The sequence below is a fragment of the Anaerotruncus sp. 80 genome (genome assembly GCF_009936115.1).
In the GTDB taxonomy this organism is placed as follows: Bacteria; Bacillota; Clostridia; order Peptostreptococcales; family Anaerovoracaceae; genus Senimuribacter; species Senimuribacter intestinalis.
The window spans coordinates 55137-73744 of the sequence record NZ_QWES01000020.1 but is presented as its reverse complement, the minus strand read 5'-3'; the positions used below and the strand labels follow the sequence as shown (position 1 = coordinate 73744).

The following is an 18608-nucleotide window of genomic DNA, read 5'->3' as shown; positions in this document are numbered from 1 at the left end:
TTGCTTTTTGGTGCTAATATTGCACTTATTTTTGGACTTTTTCAATTACGGTTGACACTGTTTTTTTCCATTTTCAGATATTTTCTATAAAAATACCGGTACGAAAGAGGTTTCCTTCCATACCGGATCCAAGTTTTTCTATATCCAGTTTTGCATTTCTTCTTGCAGCCCCAGAAACATTTTGTAGTATACAGACTTTGTTTTGTCAATGATATCAAGGGCAATACTCTCATTGTACGCATGGGACACGTTGTTCCTTGCAGATAGAGCACTGAGCCATATCTCTTCATCGAAAATCAGTCCTGCCTTATATGCAAGCTTGATAATCTGCTTCGGTGAGCCACTGCGGCTTGCATCAATGCCCTGATTTGTTAGGATTTCTTTCATCGCTTTCCATGCTAGCTCAAAAGTAATTTCGAAAAGACCTGTCAGTCCAGCTGTCACCACACTATCATAAGGCGGTTCATAGCGATAAATGTCCTTAAGATTCTGCACTGACTTGCAAAAATTCTCATATTTTTTCATATATGATTCTACCCTCCTTTTCGATAGAACTACGAAGTGCATCTGAAACTGCACCATCTAAATTTACAATGTCGTACTGTAGCAGCGTGGATGTTTCCTCATCTACATCTAAAGAAAATCTAACAAAATCTCCGCCACGGGAAGCAAGATCAATATCGCTGGTCCTCTGAAAGTCACCTCTTGCACGAGATCCAAATAAAACGACTTTTTCTATATGATGCTTCTGTGCGAGTGTCCGTATCTCCTCTACAACACACGCTTTGATTCCAGTGTTTTCCCAAAGTTTCATCTTTCACCTCAAATAGCTTTTCTTTATTTTATACTGATTTCCTATGAAAGACAACCCAATTCAGACTTTTTCTCCTTGCACCCATATTCAAAATATGATAAAACAAAAACATGAAAAACTTATAAAGTGAAGGAGCACACCATGCCAAAAAAACTTTTTTTCAAGCTGCCTGCGGAAAAACAGCAGAAGATTTTAGATGCCGCAGCAGAAGAATTCATCGAATATAAGGACAACTACAAAAAAAGCAGTGTCAACCGTATTGCAGAAAGGGCAGACATCGCCATCGGCAGCATTTACAAGTATTTCTACGACAAGAACGATTTATTCATGTATCTGTTTGAACAGCACAGGAAGAGACCGGTTTCTTGCCCGGATTCAGACACTTTCTATGGCTATTCAAAAGAACAAACCAGTATGAAAGACAGTTTCACCCCTATCGGACTGCTACTTCTTGATATTATAGATACTACCCCTTCTCTCTTTCACGATTTAGTATTTAAGAGCAGAAAGCATGATAAGTATCTGAATTTGCTGTACACCTACATACGAAGTGACCGTGCAAAAGGACGCCTGCGGGAATCCTTTGACGATGACATAATCGCCTATCTGTACACCTCCCTGGAATACATTGCATATCAGTATCGACTAGATAAAGGACTGGATGAAGAAGCCGAAAACGAAGTTTTCAAGAAAATGGCAGAGATGTTTTTCTTCGGCATCTATCACAATGGCATGAAAGACAAGCTTCGCTAGTGCAGCTCAATCTCCTGCCATTTGCCGCAGCGAAATCTTATAAACAGCAGCAGGCCTCGCACCACCAAATCCGCCGCATATGCAAGCCATACGCCGGAAAGACCCATGTCAAAAGACACTGCCAGCACATAGCCAAGACCGATGCGCAGTATCCAGATGCCAAGAAAGGTAGCATACATAGGGAATTTTGTATCTCCTGCCCCCTGCAATGCGCCGGTCAGCACCTGAACTAAAGCCGCAAAAGGCTGAAACCATGCGATAATTCTAAGCACATCTGTTACCATCTCCTGTACTGCCTGTGTTTTCGTAAAAAGCAAAGCCAGCTGCGGCGCAAACAAGTAGAACATTGCGCCTATAACCACCATAGTGCATGCGGACATCCAGTACGTTACTCTGACCTGTTCCTTTGCCCTGTCGATATTCTTTTCCCCCAAAGAAACACCTGTAATCGTGCAGATAGCAAGACCAAATCCCATCGCAGGAATATACGCGTAACTTTCAATCGTGCCCGCTATATTGTGCGCCACATAAGAAGCCGTTCCAATAGACAGAATCATACCATTGTAAACCAGCTGCCCTACGCGCATGATAAGCTTCTCCAGCCCCGCCGGAACACCGATTTTCAGTAAAACACCAAATTCCCTGCAACACAGCTTCAAAGGATACTGCCAAAGCCTGTACTGTTTCTTTTTCCACAGGCACAGAAAAAGTATAATCATCCCTGCGCCCCTTGCTATCGTAGTCGCAAGTCCCAGTCCAAAGATTCCCAGACCTGCCTTGATAAACAGAACATCTAACAAAATATTGATAAGATTAGATGCGCCAGTTACATACATGGGCGTTTTCGTATCCTCCATCGCACGCAGACAGCTGGACAAAATCAATTGCAGACAAAGAAGCACGCCTGGCACAGCCACAATGAGAAAATACGGCATTGCGCAATCCAGCACTACCCCCTCTGCGCCGGTAAGTGTTAGAATCTCTTTACCAAAAACAAGACAAACACCGCCTGTACTAATGCCCAAAACCAGCCCTGTACAAAGAGCATGCACGATGGCAGAAGCCACTTTCTCAAATTCCTTTTCCCCGTAGCGCCGCGCAATCACCGCTGTGCTGCCGATACTGACCACCGTAAAAAAAGAAATAAAAATATTCATAATCAAGTTTGTCACACTGATACCCGCAATGGCAGCATCCGCCAGCTTTCCCGCAAAAAAAGCATCTACCGTACCGAGAAGCGTCTGTAGGATATTTTCAAGGATAATAGGAAGTGCCAGATAAAAAATACTGCGTTTCATTGACAAGCCTGCCTCCTTCTGTTAACATATTTTTTGTAAGTTACAGAACAATTTGTTTTATAATTTCATTATATTCTTGCCTAAGCCAAACGCAAGCATCAAACCTGCCAAGTTGTACCGTATCGAACAGTTGCCTGAAATTGTACGGTAGCACAAGTTTTAGAGAGGAAATCCTAGCCATGGACAGAAGACAACAAAAAACCAGAGCCGCTATTTTCGATGCTCTGGCACAACTTCTAACAGAAAAACAATTTCATCAGATCACAGTACAGGAAATTATTGACAAAGCCAATGTAGGTCGCAGCACCTTTTACGCGCACTTTGAGACCAAAGACCATCTCCTAAAAGAGCTTTGCACAGATTTGTTTTCTCACGTATTTTCTGACCACCTGGCATCTGAGAAAACCCATGACTTTTCCGCATCTTCAGGCAGCGCCGCAGAACTTGTCACCCATCTCCTATACCATCTGCGCGACGACAAGCGCAATATCATGGGTATTCTCTCCTGCGAAAGCGGCGAGTTATTTCTCCGCTATTTCAGAGAATATCTGTACCGTTTTTTCGAGGAAACACTGCTCCCGGAGCTTGAAACAAAGAAAGAAACCCTGCGGCAAATGCCGCAAGGTTTGCTGATTCATCATCTTTCCTGCAGTTTTATCGGTATGGTACAGTGGTGGCTTCGCCAAGGTCTTGTACAAACGCCAGAAGAAATAGCCTTCTGGTTTCTGGCTGTACTGCCTGCAAGGTTCTGACAATTTAACAATCATAGCCACCATTTCTGTTCTCTCTTTCGTGCAGTCCGCCCCTTCAGTGGATTTTGGAAAGAAAAATGGGCGGATTTAAGACCGCCCACTCTAAAATATCTCAATATTATTCCTGTATCTTCACTTCCGGCATCAGTTCATCATCAATGATTCCCAGAATATCCTCCAGTTCCGCAACCTGCTCCGGTGAAAAACGCTGCCGAATGCGTTTCATCACCGTACCGATATAATCATATGTCACACCGTAGGTCTGCATATACTTGTCGGTGACTTCCAGATAGTACTCCCGCTTATCCTGCTCACTTCTCACTTTGTTGACATAGCCCTTTTTCACCAGACTGCCTACTTTGTAAGCGGCATTGGGTGGCGACAGCTGGGCAAAAGACGCAAACTCGTTGATGGTCGGTCTTCCCATGGCGTAAATCAGTTCCACACACAGCACCTCCATGGCAGAAAGCGCATCCTCCACCTTAATGTCCTGATTGAACACCTTGGAATAGAGGCTCATCTTAAATTTTGTATAGATATCAGAAAAATTTTTCTCAAGCATCTCGCATTCATTCCTTCTTATGGCTATGCTGATATTTTAACAAATTCTTTGCATAAATGCAATGTTTATCTCCTTGCTTTACTGCGTAATCACAAAGGACAACTCGCCCTGCGCTGCGATTTCTCCATCTACTTTTGCAACGGCCTTGCCATAACCGATGGGTCCTCGCCGTTCGGTCAACTCACAGTAAAGTGTAAGCACATCTCCCGGAACCACCTGTCTTTTGAACCGACAATTCTTAATACCTCCAAATACTACCAGTTTTCCTCGATTTTCCGCTTCTGACAAAATTGCCACTGCGCCGGTCTGCGCCAGTGCTTCCATAATCAAAACCCCTGGCATGATCGGTCTTCCCGGAAAATGCCCCTGAAAAAACGGCTCGTTTACAGTCACACATTTCACTGCTTCAGCCCATTTTCCCTGCTCCATGTCGGTGACCCGATCGATGAGCAAAAATGGATATCTGTGTGGTAGTATTTCCTGAATTTGTCTGATGTCCAGTTCCATTATTTTATCCTCCGAAACAGAATTGATCCATTGTGTCCGCCAAAACCCAAAGAGTTGGACATAGCATAGTCACCCGCCATATCATTTCCAATATTTGCCACGATGTCCAGATCACATGCTTCATCAGCCACCTGATAGCCGACAGTCGGCGGTGCAAATTGATCTCGAAGTGCCGATACTGTCAAAATCGCTTCCACTGCACCAGATGCACCCAGCAGGTGACCTGTCATGGATTTCGTAGAGGACATCTTTACCTTGTACGCTGCATCACCAAAGGCAGATTTTACCGCAAGAGTCTCACATTTGTCGTTCATCGGTGTTGATGTGCCATGGGCATTAATATATACTACCTGCTCCGGCGTAATACCTCCATCTGCCATAGCTGCTTTCATGCAAGCTGCAGCGCCGCTGCCGTCTTCCAAAGGTGCTGTCATATGATGGGCGTCACAGCTTACGCCATAACCTGCAATCTCGCAGAGAATTTCTGCGCCCCTTGCTACTGCATGCTCATACTCTTCCAAAAGAAGAACGCCAGCACCCTCTCCCATAACAAAACCATCTCTTTCTTTATCAAAAGGAATGGAAGCGCGCTTCGGATCACAGGATTCAGACAGCGCTTTCATCGAAGTAAAGCCGCCGATTCCCAGTTCGCTAATACAACTTTCACTGCCTCCAGTCAGGAAAACTTCAGCATATCCGTCTCGAATCTGCCTGAATGCCTCTCCAATCGCATTAGTTGCAGACGCACAAGCTGTTACAACGCAAGTACAGCTTCCTGTAAATCCATGTTCGATGGCGACCATTCCTGCCGCCATATTAGTGATTGCCATAGGCACAAAGAGAGGCGATACCTTGTCGAAGCCCCGCTTCATCCCTTTGTAGTGCTCCTCTTCAATAGTAGGAAGACCCCCGATACCGCTGGAGATATTGACCCCGCAGCGAGATGGATCTTCCAGCTTCATATCCAATCCTGCCTGCTTCATGGCTGCCCTTGCAGCAACCAGCGCCAACTGCGTAAACCTTGCAGTGCGTCTTGCTGCCATCTTATCCATGTGATCGGTAATATCAAACCCCTTTAATTCCCCTGCTACCTTTACCTTGTGATTTTCGGTATCAAAGCCTTTGATAAAGTCTATGCCACATGTGCCTTTTCTAGCATTTGCCCACATTTCCTCTACTGTATTTCCGATGGGAGATACGGCTCCCATTCCAGTGATTACAACTCTTCTCTTCATGGTCTCTCCTTTATTAATACATGCCGCCATCTACTGCCAGCACTTGTCCGGTCACATAAGCAGCCTGTTCTGATGCGAAAAAGACTGCTGCCTGCGCCACATCTTGCGGTTTTCCCATACGCCCTGCCGGAATTGCAGCGGCTGCCGATGCAATCGCTGCCTCCGTCATGGCCTTCGTCATATCTGTTTCAATAAATCCCGGCGCGATAGCATTCACGGTAATATTCCTGCTCGCCACTTCCTTGGCAAAAGATTTTGTCATAGAGACAACGCCGCCTTTACTTGCCGCATAGTTGACCTGACCGGCATTGCCTAAAAGCCCTACTACACTGGACAGATTCACAATGCGCCCATAACGCTGTTTCATCATCTGGCGGCTCACCGCTTTCATCATCAGAAAGCTGCCTCTAAGATTGGTTCTGATCACTGCGTCAAAGTCTTCCTCGCTCATGCGCATGAGCAGATTGTCTCTGGTAATCCCAGCGTTATTCACTAAAATATCCACGCTTCCAAAGGTCTTTATGGCAGTTTGTGCGATTCTCTCACAAGCTGCCCATTCTGCAACATCTCCCTGAACAAGATCTGCCTGCACGCCAAAATTTCTGCACAGTTCGGCAGTTTCCTCGGCTGCGCTGCTGTTTCCGGCATAATTGATAAGCAGGTTTGCACCCCTCTTTGCAAATTCTACACAAATGGCTCTTCCAATGCCACGGCTCCCGCCGGTTACAATGGCTGTTCTATCTTTCATGATTATGCTGCGCCTCCCTTCAATTCTGTAATCACTTTCTGCAGATCCTCAAAAGTTTCAATATTCATGGTCCTGATTCCCCGATCCGTCTTCTTTACAAAGCCGGACAGTGCTTTGCCAGGTCCGATTTCCAGAATCGTGTCTACGCCAGCTTTTGCCATGGCTTTAATAGAATCTTCAAAATATACGCTGTGAGAAACCTGTTTCACCAGCAGCTCGCCGATGGTCTCACTGGGTCTTTTCTCCCGTCCAACTGCATTAAAAAGTACAGGAAACTGCATTTCTCCAAAGGCTGTTTCTGCAAAAATTTCTTTGAGTACAAGCTCTGCCGGTTCCATAAATGCAGTATGAAAAGGTCCGCTGACGGGAAGCGCCACACATCTTTTGGCGCCCTCTGCTGCTGCCAGCTCCGCAGCCGCTTCAACAGCCTCCTTCTCTCCTGCAATGACAATCTGTCCAGGACAGTTATAATTGGCAATCTGCACGCTGCCTTTGACCGAGGCCTTCTCGCAGCACTGTTCAAGAAGCTCTCTGTCAAGACCCAACACCGCTTTCATGGCACAGTCCACACCTTCTGCCGCCTTCGCCATGGCATTCGCCCGCTTTGACACAAGGGCAACAGCCGTCCTCGCGTCAAAGACGCCTGCGCTGTGCAGTGCCGAGTATTCGCCTAGCGAAAGCCCTGCCGCCATAACCGGTTTTATGCCGATCTCCTCCAGCGCAGGCAGTAGTTCTGCCAGCACGCCCGCAGCAAAAGCAACCATGACAGGCTGGGTATTTCTCGTATCGGAAAGCTGCGCCAAAGGTCCTTCAAAAGCAATTTTCCTTTGCTCTTTTGGCAGAATATCGAAAATCTCGTGAAATTTCTCCGACTCCTCATAAAAATCTTTGCCCATGCCTACAGATTGACTTCCCTGACCTGCAAATAAAATTCCTAACTTCATATCTGACTCCATTCCGCTGCCAACTCTTCCATCAGCGCTTTTACCGTAGTCATCTCATTGATTCTGCCTACATTGTCGCCACAGAAAAACAGCCCTTCTTCATAATTTCCATAGTAACCTTTTATCAAAGCCTGATTAATGCAATAAGGCGTTTTTGCCGGATCACAACTGTGAATACATCTGATGCACTGCTTTGGCGCAAACCGCTCTCCTGCTGCAACTCGCTTCATCAGCGGTGTTTTAAGGCCTCTCCCCGGCATGCCTACAGGACTTTGCAGAATCATCACATCTTCTGCATTTGCACGTACAATTACATCTTTAAAGTCTCTGCTGGCATCGCATTCTTCGGTTGCGATAAAACGGGTAGCGATCTGCACCCCTGATGCACCCTGCGACTTCACTTCCTGCATATCGGTACGGTCAAAGACGCTGCCAGCTGCAAAGACCGGAATATCTCCAGCTTCGCAGATCACTTCACAAATCAGCTGCGGCAGCGGTTTTGCACTGCCAGCTGCTTCCTCTCTGGTAAATCCCAGATGACCTCCCGCTCTGCTTCCCTCTACCACAATAAAATCTGCTTTGCGATTATGCCGCTTTTGCCACATAGACAGAATCGTTTTCGCTGCACGACCGCCGGAAACGATAGGTGCAATCATCACATCAAATCCCTTTGTCAGTTCGGGAAGGGACAAAGGAAGCCCCGCTCCGCTGATTACCGCATCAATTCCGCTTTTACATGCAGTCTTTACTAGGTCTGCAAATCCAGTAGTTGCTACCATAGCATTGACTGCGATGATACCTTTTCCTTTTGCAATCTGCCGAGCTTTTGCTATCTCCGCCTGCAGCGCCCTTCTGTTAGCTTTTTCCGGATTTTTCCAGAAATCAGCTTCACGAAAGCCAATATTCACGGTGGAAATGACGCCCATGCCTCCACAGGCTGCAACCGCTCCAGCAAGTCCTCCCATGGAGATACCAACGCCCATACCGCCTTGAATGATCGGTACTGCCAATCTATCTAATATCTTCATATTCTTTTACCATTTCTTCAAAAATTTGACGCAGCGGACGGATCTCTTTTACCATACCGCTGACCTGACCTGCCATCAATGAACCGTTTTTTACATCGCCCTCCAGCACTGCTTTACGCAGGGATCCCAGTGTAAACTTCTCCAGTTCCATCTTGTCTGCACCGCTCTGTTCCATCTTCAGATACGCTCTAGTCATAGGATTTTTCAGACAGCGCACCGGCGCACCGGCACTGCGTCCAGTAACGATAGTTGCATTATCGCCAGCCTTGACAATGGCTTCTTTATAGTTCTGATGAATGGGACACTCGCAGCTTGCCAGAAGACATGTGCCGACCTGCACGCCACAGGCTCCCAGAGTAAATGCTGCTGCCATCTGCCTGCCGCCTGCAATGCCGCCTGCTGCAATGACCGGCACATCCACATTGTCACAAACCTGCGGCACCAGCGCCATAGTGGTCAGTTCTCCAATGTGACCACCGCTCTCGCATCCCTCTGCAATGACGCCGGAAACACCGATAGATGCCAACCTCTTTGCCAGCGCAACCGATGATACAACAGGAAAAACTTTAATTCCGGAAGTTTTCCATTCTTCCACATATTTTCCAGGGTTCCCCGCTCCCGTCGTCACCACAGAAATACATTCTTCAGTGACAATTTTCGCCATTTTATCCGCCTCCGGATTCATCAGCATGATGTTGACACCAAAAGGTCTGTCAGTCATTTTTTTGCAAATTCTAATCTGCTCTCTAAGATTTTCAGCCGTCATGCCGCCGGCACCGATAATCCCAAGCGCGCCGGCATTAGAGACCGCAGCTGCAAATCCGCCGCTTGCAATATTAGCCATGCCGCCCTGAAAGATTGGAAATTCTATATTTAAGAGTTCATTAATTTTCATAGATTATTTTACCTCACTTGTGATATACATGCCGCCGTAGGAAAGCCCCGCGCCAAAGCCAGTACAAAGAAGAGTGGTGTCATTTTTTAGAAGCCCCTGCTCTGCCATTTCACACAGCGCAATAGGAATGCTGGCAGCCGAAGTATTTCCATAGTGGTACAAATTCTTAAAGAATTTTTTCTTCTCGCCGCCGATACGCCTTGCAGCAGCGTCAATGATACGTTCATTTGCCTGATGACAGACGAAGTAATCAATATCATCCTTACTTAAATCGATTTTCTTCAGCACTTCGCCGATACACACCGGTACTTTGCTTACCGCAAAACGGTATACCTCCTGACCGCCCATTTCAATAAAGCTGCCCCGGAGGCAGTGAAGCACCTGCCTATTAGGTTCACAGCCGCCATAGAATGCAAAGCCTGCGTCTTCATGCCATTTCATCACAGCAGCACCGGCTCCGTCACCAAACAGCACACAAGTTGCCCTATCCTCCATATCCATAAAGGAAGAAATCTTTTCACTGCCGATAATCAAGGCATACCTGTCTTTCTGATTTGCAAGCAGCCCGTTTGCCAAATGGCATCCATAGATAAAACCAGCACAAGCCCCATTTATATCCAAGGCGAAAACTTCTTGAGAAAGTCCCAGTCTTCCGCAGACATCGCAGGCTGTCGCCGGCGTATGATCGTCGGGTGTAAAGGTGCAGACAATACATATGGCGATTTTTTCTTTCGGAATCCCCGCATGATGGAGCGCCATCTGTGCAGCCTCAAAAGCCATGTCTGTATTGGTCTTTTTTACGGCAAAATACCGACTGCGTATGCCAGACTTTTCCCTGATCCAGTCATCGCTGGTGTCTACTGTCTCTGCTAAGGTTTCGTTAGTAACCGTAAGATCGCCAGCTGCACGCCCCAGTCCGATTATTTTAATTCCTGCCATAATAGATCCTCCGCCTTCTTCGTAGGTTTCCCTATCCTTCTAATCTGCTTATATCGTTCTTTTATCAGATTTTCTCCGCCGATTTTTTCAAGAGCTGCAAGAGAAGATTCGATTTCTCTTGCCACGCGCAGGAAAACATCCCCCTTTTCAGGAATCACACAGTCACAAATGCCCAGACTTTGCAAATCTTCTGCAGTCAGTTTCATCACTTCCGCTGCTTCTTCCCAGCGTTTAGCATCTTTCCATAAAATGCTTGCAAAGCCTTCCGGTGACAGAATAGAGAAAATGCTGTTTTCCAGCATTACGATCCTGTCTGCAACACTGAGGGCAAGGGCACCGCCGCTTCCTCCTTCACCGATAAAAATGGCAACCGTCGGGACTTTAAGGCGAGACATCACTGCGATAGACTGCGCAATCGCCTCTCCCTGACCGCCTGCTTCTGCTTCGATACCTGGATAAGCCCCCGGCGTATCTATGAAGGTGATAACAGGTCTTCTGAATTTTTCCGCCTGTTTCATCAGGCGAATGGCTTTTCTATATCCTTCCGGATTCGGCATGCCAAACCGGTACACCATGTTCTCCTGTAAATCTCTGCCTTTCTGATGACCAATCACCGTGACAGGGCGACTGCGAAACAATGCAAGACCGCCTAAGATGCTGGCGTCTTCTCCATGGTTTCTATCCCCCGCCAAAGGGAAAAAATCATCGAAAATCGCTTCGATATAATCCCGACATGTAGGTCTATCCTGCGCTCTTGCCAGTTTCACCCGCTCCGCTGCAGATATCTTTTTTATGTTCATCGTTTTCCCCTCCTGTCATGAACCTGCAGCAAAAATGCCAGAGTCTGCCGCAAATCTGTTCTTGGCACGACTTGATCCACAAATCCATGTTCCAAAAGATACTCCGCCGACTGAAACCCCTCCGGCAATTCCTGCCCGATGGTCTGCTCAATAACTCTTGGCCCTGCAAATCCAATCAGCGCACCGGGTTCAGCTAAAATAACATCGCCAAGACTTGCAAAACTTGCGGTCACACCGCCTGTAGTCGGATGGGTCAGCACAGAAATAAACAAATTCCCTTCTTCGCCGTGTCTTGCCACTGCCGCCGCAGTCTTTGCCATCTGAAAAAGAGATAAAATTCCTTCCTGCATTCTGGCGCCTCCTGAGGCTGCAAAAATAATCAGCGGCAGTCTATTCTTTGCAGCATATTCACATGCTCTGGTGATTTTCTCACCTACAGCAGTTCCCATACTTGCCATCATAAAGCGACTGTCCATGGCGCACACGACTACCTTATAACCACTAATCTTCCCAGTGCCTGTCAGAACTGCTTCTTTCATTCCTGTCTTTTGCTGCTGATTCAAAAGCTTTTCTTCATATCCCGGAAAGTCCAGTGGATTTTTTCCTTTCATACTGCCACAAATTTCCCGAAAAGATTTTGGATCCAGTACCGTCCGCAGTCTGTACTTGGCCGAAATACGAAAGTGATATCCGCAGCAAGGACAAACGTACAGATTTTCTAGCAGTACATCCTTTGTATGTTTCGCCTGGCATTCAGGGCATGAGATGACTTTGTCGCCATCTTTCATCTCACGCAGCGCCGCCAGTAAATCTCGTTTCTGTTTAAATGGATTCATTTCTGCCTCCTGCCGCCTCATAAATTGAGAGAAGTTCCTTAAGATGTGCCTCAATATAACCGGTATCATATCCGCCCCGCAGAAAATCCTGCTGATACATCAGCAGGTGCTGTACCGGCAAAGTAGTCTGTACTCCGTTGATAACAGTTTCCTCCAAAGCCCTTCGCATGCGGCGCACCGCTTCCAGACGGCTTTCGCCCTTTGCGATAATCTTTGCCACCATGGAATCATAGTACGGACTGATCTCACAGCCGTTATATAAAGCGCTGTCCACTCTGATTCCTGCACCTGCTGGAAAATGAATAAAGTCTATCTTTCCTGGACATGGCGCAAAATTTTCAAAAACTTTCTCCGCAGTAATTCTGCACTCGATGGCATGACCGCTCATGGTAATATCCTTCTGCTCAAAGCTCAGCGGAAGACCGCTGGCAATGCGCAGCTGTTCTTTCACTATATTGACGCCGGTCACCATTTCCGTCACCGGATGTTCTACCTGGATTCTCGTATTCATTTCGATAAAGTAAAAATGCTCATCTTTATCTACGATAAATTCCACGGTGCCTGCATTTTCATAGCCGCAGATTTTTGCTGCTTTAACGGCTGCCTCACCCATCTGGCAGCGAAGCTGTTCCGAAAGTCCCCAAGCAGGCGCTTCCTCTAACAGTTTCTGATTCCTCCGCTGAATGGAGCAATCTCGTTCCCCCAGATGCACTACGTTTCCACGGCTGTCTGCCAAGATCTGAAATTCAATATGTCTTGGATTTTCTATGAGCTTTTCCACGTACATTTCACCGTTTCCAAAGCAGCTTTCTGCTTCTTGTGAAGCTGTTTGAAATCCCTTACGAACTTCTTCCGTATTGAAGGCTTTGCGCATGCCGCGACCGCCTCCCCCTGCCGAAGCCTTGAGAAGAACCGGATAGCCGATGCGTTCTGCTTCTGCCACAGCTTCTTTTTCACTTGTTACGGCGCCATCTGAACCCGGAACCACTGGAACACCCGCCTCTATCATCATACGTCTTGCGGCTGCTTTATTTCCCATCGCATCAATCACCTGCGAGGAAGGTCCGATAAATTTCAGACCTGCTGCCTCACAGCTTCTTGCAAAGTCACTGCTCTCTGACAGAAAGCCAAAACCGGGATGGACAGCATCACAGCCTGTAGCTTTTGCCGCCTCGATCAAATTCGCTATGTGCAGATAGCTTTCGCTAGCTCTAGGGCCTCCAATACACACTGCTCTAGTTGCAATGATTCGATGCAAAGCCTGACTGTCAGCTGTAGAATAAACAGATACCGCCTCTATGGAAGAATCCAGACACTCTCTGATAATCCTTACAGCAATTTCCCCCCGATTCGCAATCAAAACTCTCTTTAGCATGGCTCAACCTCAAACAAAACCTGATCAAATTCAACCAATTCCCCATTGACGCCCCCTGCGCTGCGGATGATGCCATCCACTGGCGACTTCAGTTCGTTCATCATTTTCATGGCTTCTACCACGCAGAGAACCTGACCCTGTTTCACCTGCTGTCCTACTGTCACAAAGGGAGGCTTCCCAGGTTCTGGCGCAGCATAGTAGATACCGACAATCGGCGATTTAACTTCTATGAAGTTTGAGGACTGAGGTTCCTTCTGTGCTGGCTGCAAAGATTGCATCGCTGGCACACGCAGATCTTTGTCAATCTGCTGCAGCTGCTGAGGCTGCCCGCTTTTTTCCATACGTAGATGAAAACCGTCAGCCTCTACTTCCAGCACTGTCAGAGATGAAGTTTCAAATCGCTCAATCAGATTGTAAATTTCCCTTTCTTCCATGGTTATGCCTGATACTTTTCAATGGCTGCTACGATGTCACTAACCAGCTTCATATTGCCCAGTTCCTCATCAGGAATCTTGATGCCGTACTTCTCTTCAATCGCCATCACCAGTTCCACTGCATCCAGAGAATCGATATTCAAGTCATCTGCCAGACTTGCTTCCGGGGCAATCTTATCCTCGTCACATCCTAACGTATCAACCATAATTTCTTTCACTTCTTCAAATTTCATTTTTATGTACTCCTTCTCGTTTTCTAATTCAAATTTTTTAATTAAAATAATTTATTTAAAATATTTTAATTAAAATTCTTTAACTAGAATAGCACTGCCGGAAGGATTTGTCAATAGACGAAAAAAATTTTCACAGGAATTACAAAAACCATAGAAAAACTCCGCAATTCTTCCCTGAATTACGGAGTTTTGATTCTATTCATATTAAGTTTTTATTTCGTCAAAGCCGTCATCTCATAGCTTGCACAAAGCATCGCTTATTTGTAATTTGCAATTCTTGCTCTGGTTCTCTCTTCTCCTAGGATCTGCTGAATTTCCCAGACATCCGGAGACTGCGCTCTTCCCATCAGTGCGATTCGGATAACCGTACTGACATGCCCTACGTGCCCTTTATACTCTTCCGGATGTTTTTTAAAGTCTTTCGGTTTTGCAGCATAGCCCATTTCCGCTGCCATGGTTCTAATCTTGTCAAACCACTGACTCTGATCATCCGCGTGATTATAGTTTTCCAGATATCCCGCCAGAATTGCCGTAATATCCTCTGCCGGCACCTCTGCTGGCATTTCATCTTCGATTTTGAACATATCGTCAAAAAAGTAACTGATAAATTCTACGATTTGCTGTGCATAGATCAGATCTTTTCTCGGCTTGTTGTCATTTCTTCCCAGATCCAGGATTCTTTCCAGATACTCCCTATCTTCAAAGATATGCAAAATTTCCGGTTTGAACTCCTGCGCCCAGTCTTTTAGAAACTCATACAGTTCACATGCAGGAATGCGAAGAAGCACGTCTTTGCTGATGTCATTTAATTTATTCAAGTCAAAGAGTGCGCCGGAATTGCTCATCTTTTCTGTGGTAAATGCAAATTCATCGATGTCTGCTTCCGGATGTTCCATTCTCCATTCCTCAAAATTAGAGTTGAGAATCGTCAGCAGATATTCTCTAACTGCTGCAGGGTGATAACCCTGATTTCTATAGTAATCTAGCGAAAGTTCAGGATCCTTTCTCTTGGAAAGCTTTCTCTTGTTGCCCTCTTCATCTAATTTCATCAGCTGCGCCGTATGGCAATAAACAGGCGGCTCCCATCCCAGCTTTTCAAAGAGTTCCACATGAATCGGCAGCGACGGCAGCCATTCTGCACCGCGCACCACATGAGTCGTACGCATCAGATGATCGTCTACAACATGTGCAAAATGATAGGTCGGAATCCCAGTCGCCTTTAAAATGACTACGTCCTGGAAATTCTCCGGCATTTCAAGAGTGCCTCTGATGGCATCCTCTACTTTGATCTTTCTCACATTCTCATCAGTTGCTTCAGGGGTTCCGCCGGAACGCAGTCTGATGACATAGGACTTTCCTGCAGCCAGATTCGCCTCGATTTCCTCCATGGAGAGTTCTCTATTCTTTGCGTAAATACCGTAAATTCCCGGATTGGCTTTAGAAGCTTCCTGCCCTGCCCTGATCTCTGTGATTTCTTCTTCTGTGAGGAAGCATGGATATGCCTTTCCCTCTGCCACCAGTTTCTTCGCAAAGCACTGGTAAATCTCCCCACGCTGGCTCTGCGTATAGCAGCCATAATCGCCGCTCTCACCGTCAAGACCTGCACCTTCGTCAAAGTTGATGTCAAAGAAACGCAGGGAATTGATAATAGTCTCTACCGCCCCTTCCACATAACGCTTATCATCGGTATCCTCAATTCGCAGGTAAAACACGCCGCCGCTCTGGTGAGCAAGGCGCTCGTCCACAAAGGCGCCGTAAAGATTTCCAAGATGAATAAAGCCCGTCGGGCTAGGACCCAATCTCGTTACTTTTGCACCTTCCGGCAAATTTCTCTTCGGATACTGGGCTTCTATTTCTTCTGTTGTTTTCTTAATATGCGGAAACAAAAGATCCGCTAATTTATAATAATCCACTACAAAAATCCTCCATTTTGGTTTTTCTAACAATAGCACATAATCCATATTATTATATACTTTCCGACGTATGAATTTCAAGGTTTTTGACAAAATAATTATACGCTCATTTTATTGCTTGTTCTCTTGGAACTTTAAATTATTAGGAGGTTTTATGAGTGAAAATAAATATCAGTATTTTCTGGAGCATTTTACCGGACAGCTGCCCCTTGGCGAAGCCTTTGATCTAGTTGAGCGCCAGATTGTAATCGGAGGAAGGCACGGCAGACTATACTTTGTCGATGGGCTCTCCGACAGTGAAAAACTGCAGCTTCTCTTTAATTTTTTACTGGCTGTTCCAGAAGACCGCATGCAGAAAGTAGAGAATACAGAACAATTCGTCGCAGAACTTTTCCCGTTTATCAACAGTTCGATTGAAACCGACATCGACGCAGCAGTGAAGTTTCTCTATTCCGGTCTTTCTCCCATTATTTTAGACGGATTCGATAAAATTATCGTCGCAGATACAAGAAGATATCCGCAGAGAGGTGTTGAAGAGCCGGAAAAGGAGAAAACCTTGCGCGGTCCCAAGGACGGTTTTACAGAAAACTTCATGGATAACCTGGGCCTCATCCGCCGTCGTATTCGTGACAATAGGCTGATTTTCGAGAAATACACAGTAGGTGAAAAATCTCGTACTGACGTAGCGGTCTGCTATATGAAAGGGGCTGCCGATACCGACCTGGTGCAGCGAGTTGAAAAAGGGCTTTCAGAAATCGTAGTTGACAGTGTTTCCATTGGAGATCAGACTATCGTCGAACAACTGATCACAAATTTAACTGGCGGCAAGCGCAGATGGCGACTCAATCCATTTCCTAAGGTGCGCTACACCCAAAGACCTGATATTATTTCCGCCCATCTGACAGAAGGAAAAATTGCTCTTGTCATCGACAATTCACCGACGGTAGTTCTGATTCCTGTGGGAATTTTTGACTTTACGCAAGATGTAGATGACTACTATTTTCCTTTGATTACAGGAAATTATCTGCGCATTCTACGAATTTTCAACATGCTGGTCATTTTGCTGCTGACGCCTATTTATCTGCTCATCGTTGAAGGAGATATTCCGCCGCCGGGTGATATGGATTTTATCACGCCAAAGGATCCTTATGCGCTTTCGGTATTCTGGCAATTTATCCTGCTGGAACTTGCCATCGACGGTCTGCGACTTGCCTCTCTCAATACGCCGGAGTCTCTAGGCATGTCACTTTCTGTCATCGGTGCCCTGATTCTTGGAGAGTTTTCCGTGGATTCCGGCTGGTTTATCCCACAAACAATTTTAATGATGGCAGTGGTATCCCTGGCATCCTTTACCCAGCCAAGTATCGAGCTGTCTTACGGTGTAAAATTTATTCGCCTGCTTATGCTCATCGGCGCCATGCTCTTTGGAGTTGCCGGTCTCATTGGTGCCCTCCTACTGGGTATGTTACAAGTTGCCATTACAAAAACTCTCAGCGGTCATTCTTATCTCTATCCGCTGATTCCTTTCAAGTGGAGCGCTCTCAAAAAACTAATATTCAGGACGGCAAAGTAGCCGCCCTGAATATTTTTTCTTAAAATATTTAAATGAAATTAAAAACCGTAGCCAAAATCGTTGTGATAATGATAGCCGGTACTATACCCTGTAATATAATTAATTACACTTACAACCATACCGATAATGCAAATCGCAAAGATAACCAGTCCGATGATAATCAGGGCTTTTGCCCAAGTCGGCATACCTTTCTGTGCCTGCGGATATTCCTGGCTTCCCTGTTCATAGCGATACTGCCCTGCACTGCCCGCTTCATAAATACGGTACTCTGGCTTTAGCGGATAGTCTCTGCGAATAATCAAATATACAATCACACCGATAAAGCTCGGCACCAGAGCTGCAACAAGTGCCCACAGCCACGGTGAACAATCCACTCTCTTATTGGCATCGCGATAAACTAAAACTGCCAGAAGAATAGGAACCCCTAATGCAAAGATTAAAATCAGCGGAATTATTAAAATCATAAATATGCTTCCAATAATCATATCTTTATCTCCCTTCAAAAAGTCTTTCGACAAATTTCTGCTTATAGTATACCACATTTTATCCTTGGTGCATATGTTATTATTGAAACTTTTAACCCCGAGGTGAACCCATGGCTTATAACACACGAGAGCTTTTCGCCCGCCTGATTCAGTGCGAGGCAGGGGGCGAAGGGGAAGATGGTATATGCGCACGGAATTACCGCCAAAAGAAAATGGAGATTTTATACAAGAAATTTGCATTTTCCTCTTGATAAATCCACGCATTGCGTGTATAATATAATTAAAGATAAGGAAAGGAGGAAAGCACATGAATGGGTAAACATGATAAGAAAAAAGACCCGCGATTACATAGTATAGCCGACAACATAATCGCAGGTCTGGTATCAGGACTGGTGCTCCTGCTGGTAGATACATACCTGCTGTGAGCACCGGGGCGAAAGCCCCCGTCTGACTATATTTTACCCTTAAAATTTTCGTGTGTCAA

General features: G+C 45.9%; 21 protein-coding genes. 3 read left to right on the top strand and 18 right to left on the bottom strand.

Annotation, left to right across the window (positions count from 1 at the left end; translation table 11 throughout):
* Positions 1–138: 138 nt before the first annotated feature.
* Both D1155_RS11225 and D1155_RS11220 read right to left on the bottom strand, forming a co-directional pair.
* A complete protein-coding gene (locus D1155_RS11225; protein WP_160202498.1) occupies positions 139–525 on the bottom strand; it encodes an HI0074 family nucleotidyltransferase substrate-binding subunit in 387 nt (128 codons plus the stop codon).
* Entirely contained in the window at positions 512–814 is a 303-nt protein-coding gene (locus D1155_RS11220) for a nucleotidyltransferase domain-containing protein (RefSeq protein WP_160202497.1), read from the bottom strand. The genes D1155_RS11225 and D1155_RS11220 overlap by 14 nt, the downstream gene beginning before the upstream one ends.
* Positions 815–955: 141 nt before the next feature.
* Here D1155_RS11220 and D1155_RS11215 point away from each other — a divergent pair, with 141 nt between their 5' ends.
* Positions 956–1567, top strand: a complete 612-nt coding sequence (locus D1155_RS11215; RefSeq protein WP_160202496.1) for a TetR/AcrR family transcriptional regulator — start codon at positions 956–958, stop codon at positions 1565–1567.
* On the opposite strand, the gene D1155_RS11210 is transcribed toward D1155_RS11215, so the two are convergent.
* The gene (locus D1155_RS11210) at positions 1564–2865 is read right to left on the bottom strand and encodes an MATE family efflux transporter (RefSeq protein WP_160202495.1); all 1302 of its coding nucleotides are present in this window, start codon (positions 2863–2865) and stop codon (positions 1564–1566) included. The two genes, D1155_RS11215 and D1155_RS11210, sit on opposite strands and share 4 nt — an antisense overlap.
* Before the next feature lie 179 nt (positions 2866–3044).
* Between D1155_RS11210 and D1155_RS11205 the strand changes: the two genes are divergently transcribed.
* Positions 3045–3617: a TetR/AcrR family transcriptional regulator gene (locus D1155_RS11205; protein ID WP_160202494.1), complete on the top strand. Its 573-nt coding sequence runs from the start codon at positions 3045–3047 to the stop codon at positions 3615–3617.
* A 118-nt stretch (positions 3618–3735) separates the two neighbouring features.
* On the opposite strand, the gene D1155_RS11200 is transcribed toward D1155_RS11205, so the two are convergent.
* The 14 genes from D1155_RS11200 to gltX all read right to left on the bottom strand — a co-directional run bounded on the left by D1155_RS11200 (position 3736) and on the right by gltX (position 16066).
* On the bottom strand, positions 3736–4179 hold the full coding sequence (locus tag D1155_RS11200) for a MarR family transcriptional regulator (protein WP_160202493.1): 444 nt from the start codon (positions 4177–4179) through the stop codon (positions 3736–3738).
* A gap of 78 nt (positions 4180–4257) precedes the next feature.
* The gene (fabZ, locus tag D1155_RS11195) at positions 4258–4686 is read right to left on the bottom strand and encodes a 3-hydroxyacyl-ACP dehydratase FabZ (RefSeq protein ID WP_160202492.1); all 429 of its coding nucleotides are present in this window, start codon (positions 4684–4686) and stop codon (positions 4258–4260) included.
* The gene (gene fabF, locus D1155_RS11190; RefSeq protein WP_160202491.1) at positions 4686–5921 is read right to left on the bottom strand and encodes a beta-ketoacyl-ACP synthase II; all 1236 of its coding nucleotides are present in this window, start codon (positions 5919–5921) and stop codon (positions 4686–4688) included. Before fabF ends, fabZ begins: the two co-directional genes overlap by 1 nt.
* Positions 5922–5934: 13 nt before the next feature.
* Positions 5935–6669 (bottom strand): 3-oxoacyl-[acyl-carrier-protein] reductase, encoded by a 735-nt coding sequence (gene fabG / locus D1155_RS11185; RefSeq protein ID WP_160202490.1) that lies wholly within the window; start codon positions 6667–6669, stop codon positions 5935–5937.
* Positions 6670–6671: 2 nt separating this feature from the next.
* Positions 6672–7613: an ACP S-malonyltransferase gene (gene fabD, locus D1155_RS11180; RefSeq protein WP_160202489.1), complete on the bottom strand. Its 942-nt coding sequence runs from the start codon at positions 7611–7613 to the stop codon at positions 6672–6674.
* Positions 7610–8641, bottom strand: a complete 1032-nt coding sequence (locus tag D1155_RS11175) for a nitronate monooxygenase (protein WP_160202488.1) — start codon at positions 8639–8641, stop codon at positions 7610–7612. Before D1155_RS11175 ends, fabD begins: the two co-directional genes overlap by 4 nt.
* Positions 8625–9536 (bottom strand): nitronate monooxygenase, encoded by a 912-nt coding sequence (locus D1155_RS11170; protein WP_160202487.1) that lies wholly within the window; start codon positions 9534–9536, stop codon positions 8625–8627. Before D1155_RS11170 ends, D1155_RS11175 begins: the two co-directional genes overlap by 17 nt.
* Positions 9537–9539: 3 nt before the next feature.
* Positions 9540–10475, bottom strand: a complete 936-nt coding sequence (locus D1155_RS11165) for a beta-ketoacyl-ACP synthase 3 (RefSeq protein ID WP_160202486.1) — start codon at positions 10473–10475, stop codon at positions 9540–9542.
* A complete protein-coding gene (locus tag D1155_RS11160) occupies positions 10457–11275 on the bottom strand; it encodes an acetyl-CoA carboxylase carboxyltransferase subunit alpha (protein ID WP_160202485.1) in 819 nt (272 codons plus the stop codon). Before D1155_RS11160 ends, D1155_RS11165 begins: the two co-directional genes overlap by 19 nt.
* Positions 11272–12111 (bottom strand): acetyl-CoA carboxylase, carboxyltransferase subunit beta, encoded by an 840-nt coding sequence (gene accD, locus D1155_RS11155; RefSeq protein WP_160202484.1) that lies wholly within the window; start codon positions 12109–12111, stop codon positions 11272–11274. The genes D1155_RS11160 and accD overlap by 4 nt, the downstream gene beginning before the upstream one ends.
* Positions 12098–13486 (bottom strand): acetyl-CoA carboxylase biotin carboxylase subunit, encoded by a 1389-nt coding sequence (gene accC, locus D1155_RS11150; protein WP_160202483.1) that lies wholly within the window; start codon positions 13484–13486, stop codon positions 12098–12100. Before accC ends, accD begins: the two co-directional genes overlap by 14 nt.
* Positions 13480–13920, bottom strand: coding sequence for a biotin/lipoyl-containing protein (locus tag D1155_RS11145; protein ID WP_160202482.1), 441 nt, complete (start codon positions 13918–13920; stop codon positions 13480–13482). The genes accC and D1155_RS11145 overlap by 7 nt, the downstream gene beginning before the upstream one ends.
* 2 nt (positions 13921–13922) lie before the next feature.
* Positions 13923–14153, bottom strand: a complete 231-nt coding sequence (acpP, locus tag D1155_RS11140; RefSeq protein WP_160202481.1) for an acyl carrier protein — start codon at positions 14151–14153, stop codon at positions 13923–13925.
* A gap of 257 nt (positions 14154–14410) precedes the next feature.
* Entirely contained in the window at positions 14411–16066 is a 1656-nt protein-coding gene (gene gltX, locus D1155_RS11135; protein WP_160202480.1) for a glutamate--tRNA ligase, read from the bottom strand.
* Positions 16067–16220: 154 nt separating this feature from the next.
* Here gltX and D1155_RS11130 point away from each other — a divergent pair, with 154 nt between their 5' ends.
* Positions 16221–17639 carry a spore germination protein gene (locus D1155_RS11130; RefSeq protein ID WP_160202479.1) on the top strand — a complete coding sequence of 473 codons (1419 nt, stop codon included), beginning with the start codon at positions 16221–16223 and terminating at the stop codon, positions 17637–17639.
* Between the two features lie 38 nt (positions 17640–17677).
* On the opposite strand, the gene D1155_RS11125 is transcribed toward D1155_RS11130, so the two are convergent.
* A complete protein-coding gene (locus D1155_RS11125; RefSeq protein WP_160202478.1) occupies positions 17678–18103 on the bottom strand; it encodes a PLDc N-terminal domain-containing protein in 426 nt (141 codons plus the stop codon).
* Positions 18104–18608: the final 505 nt, after the last annotated feature.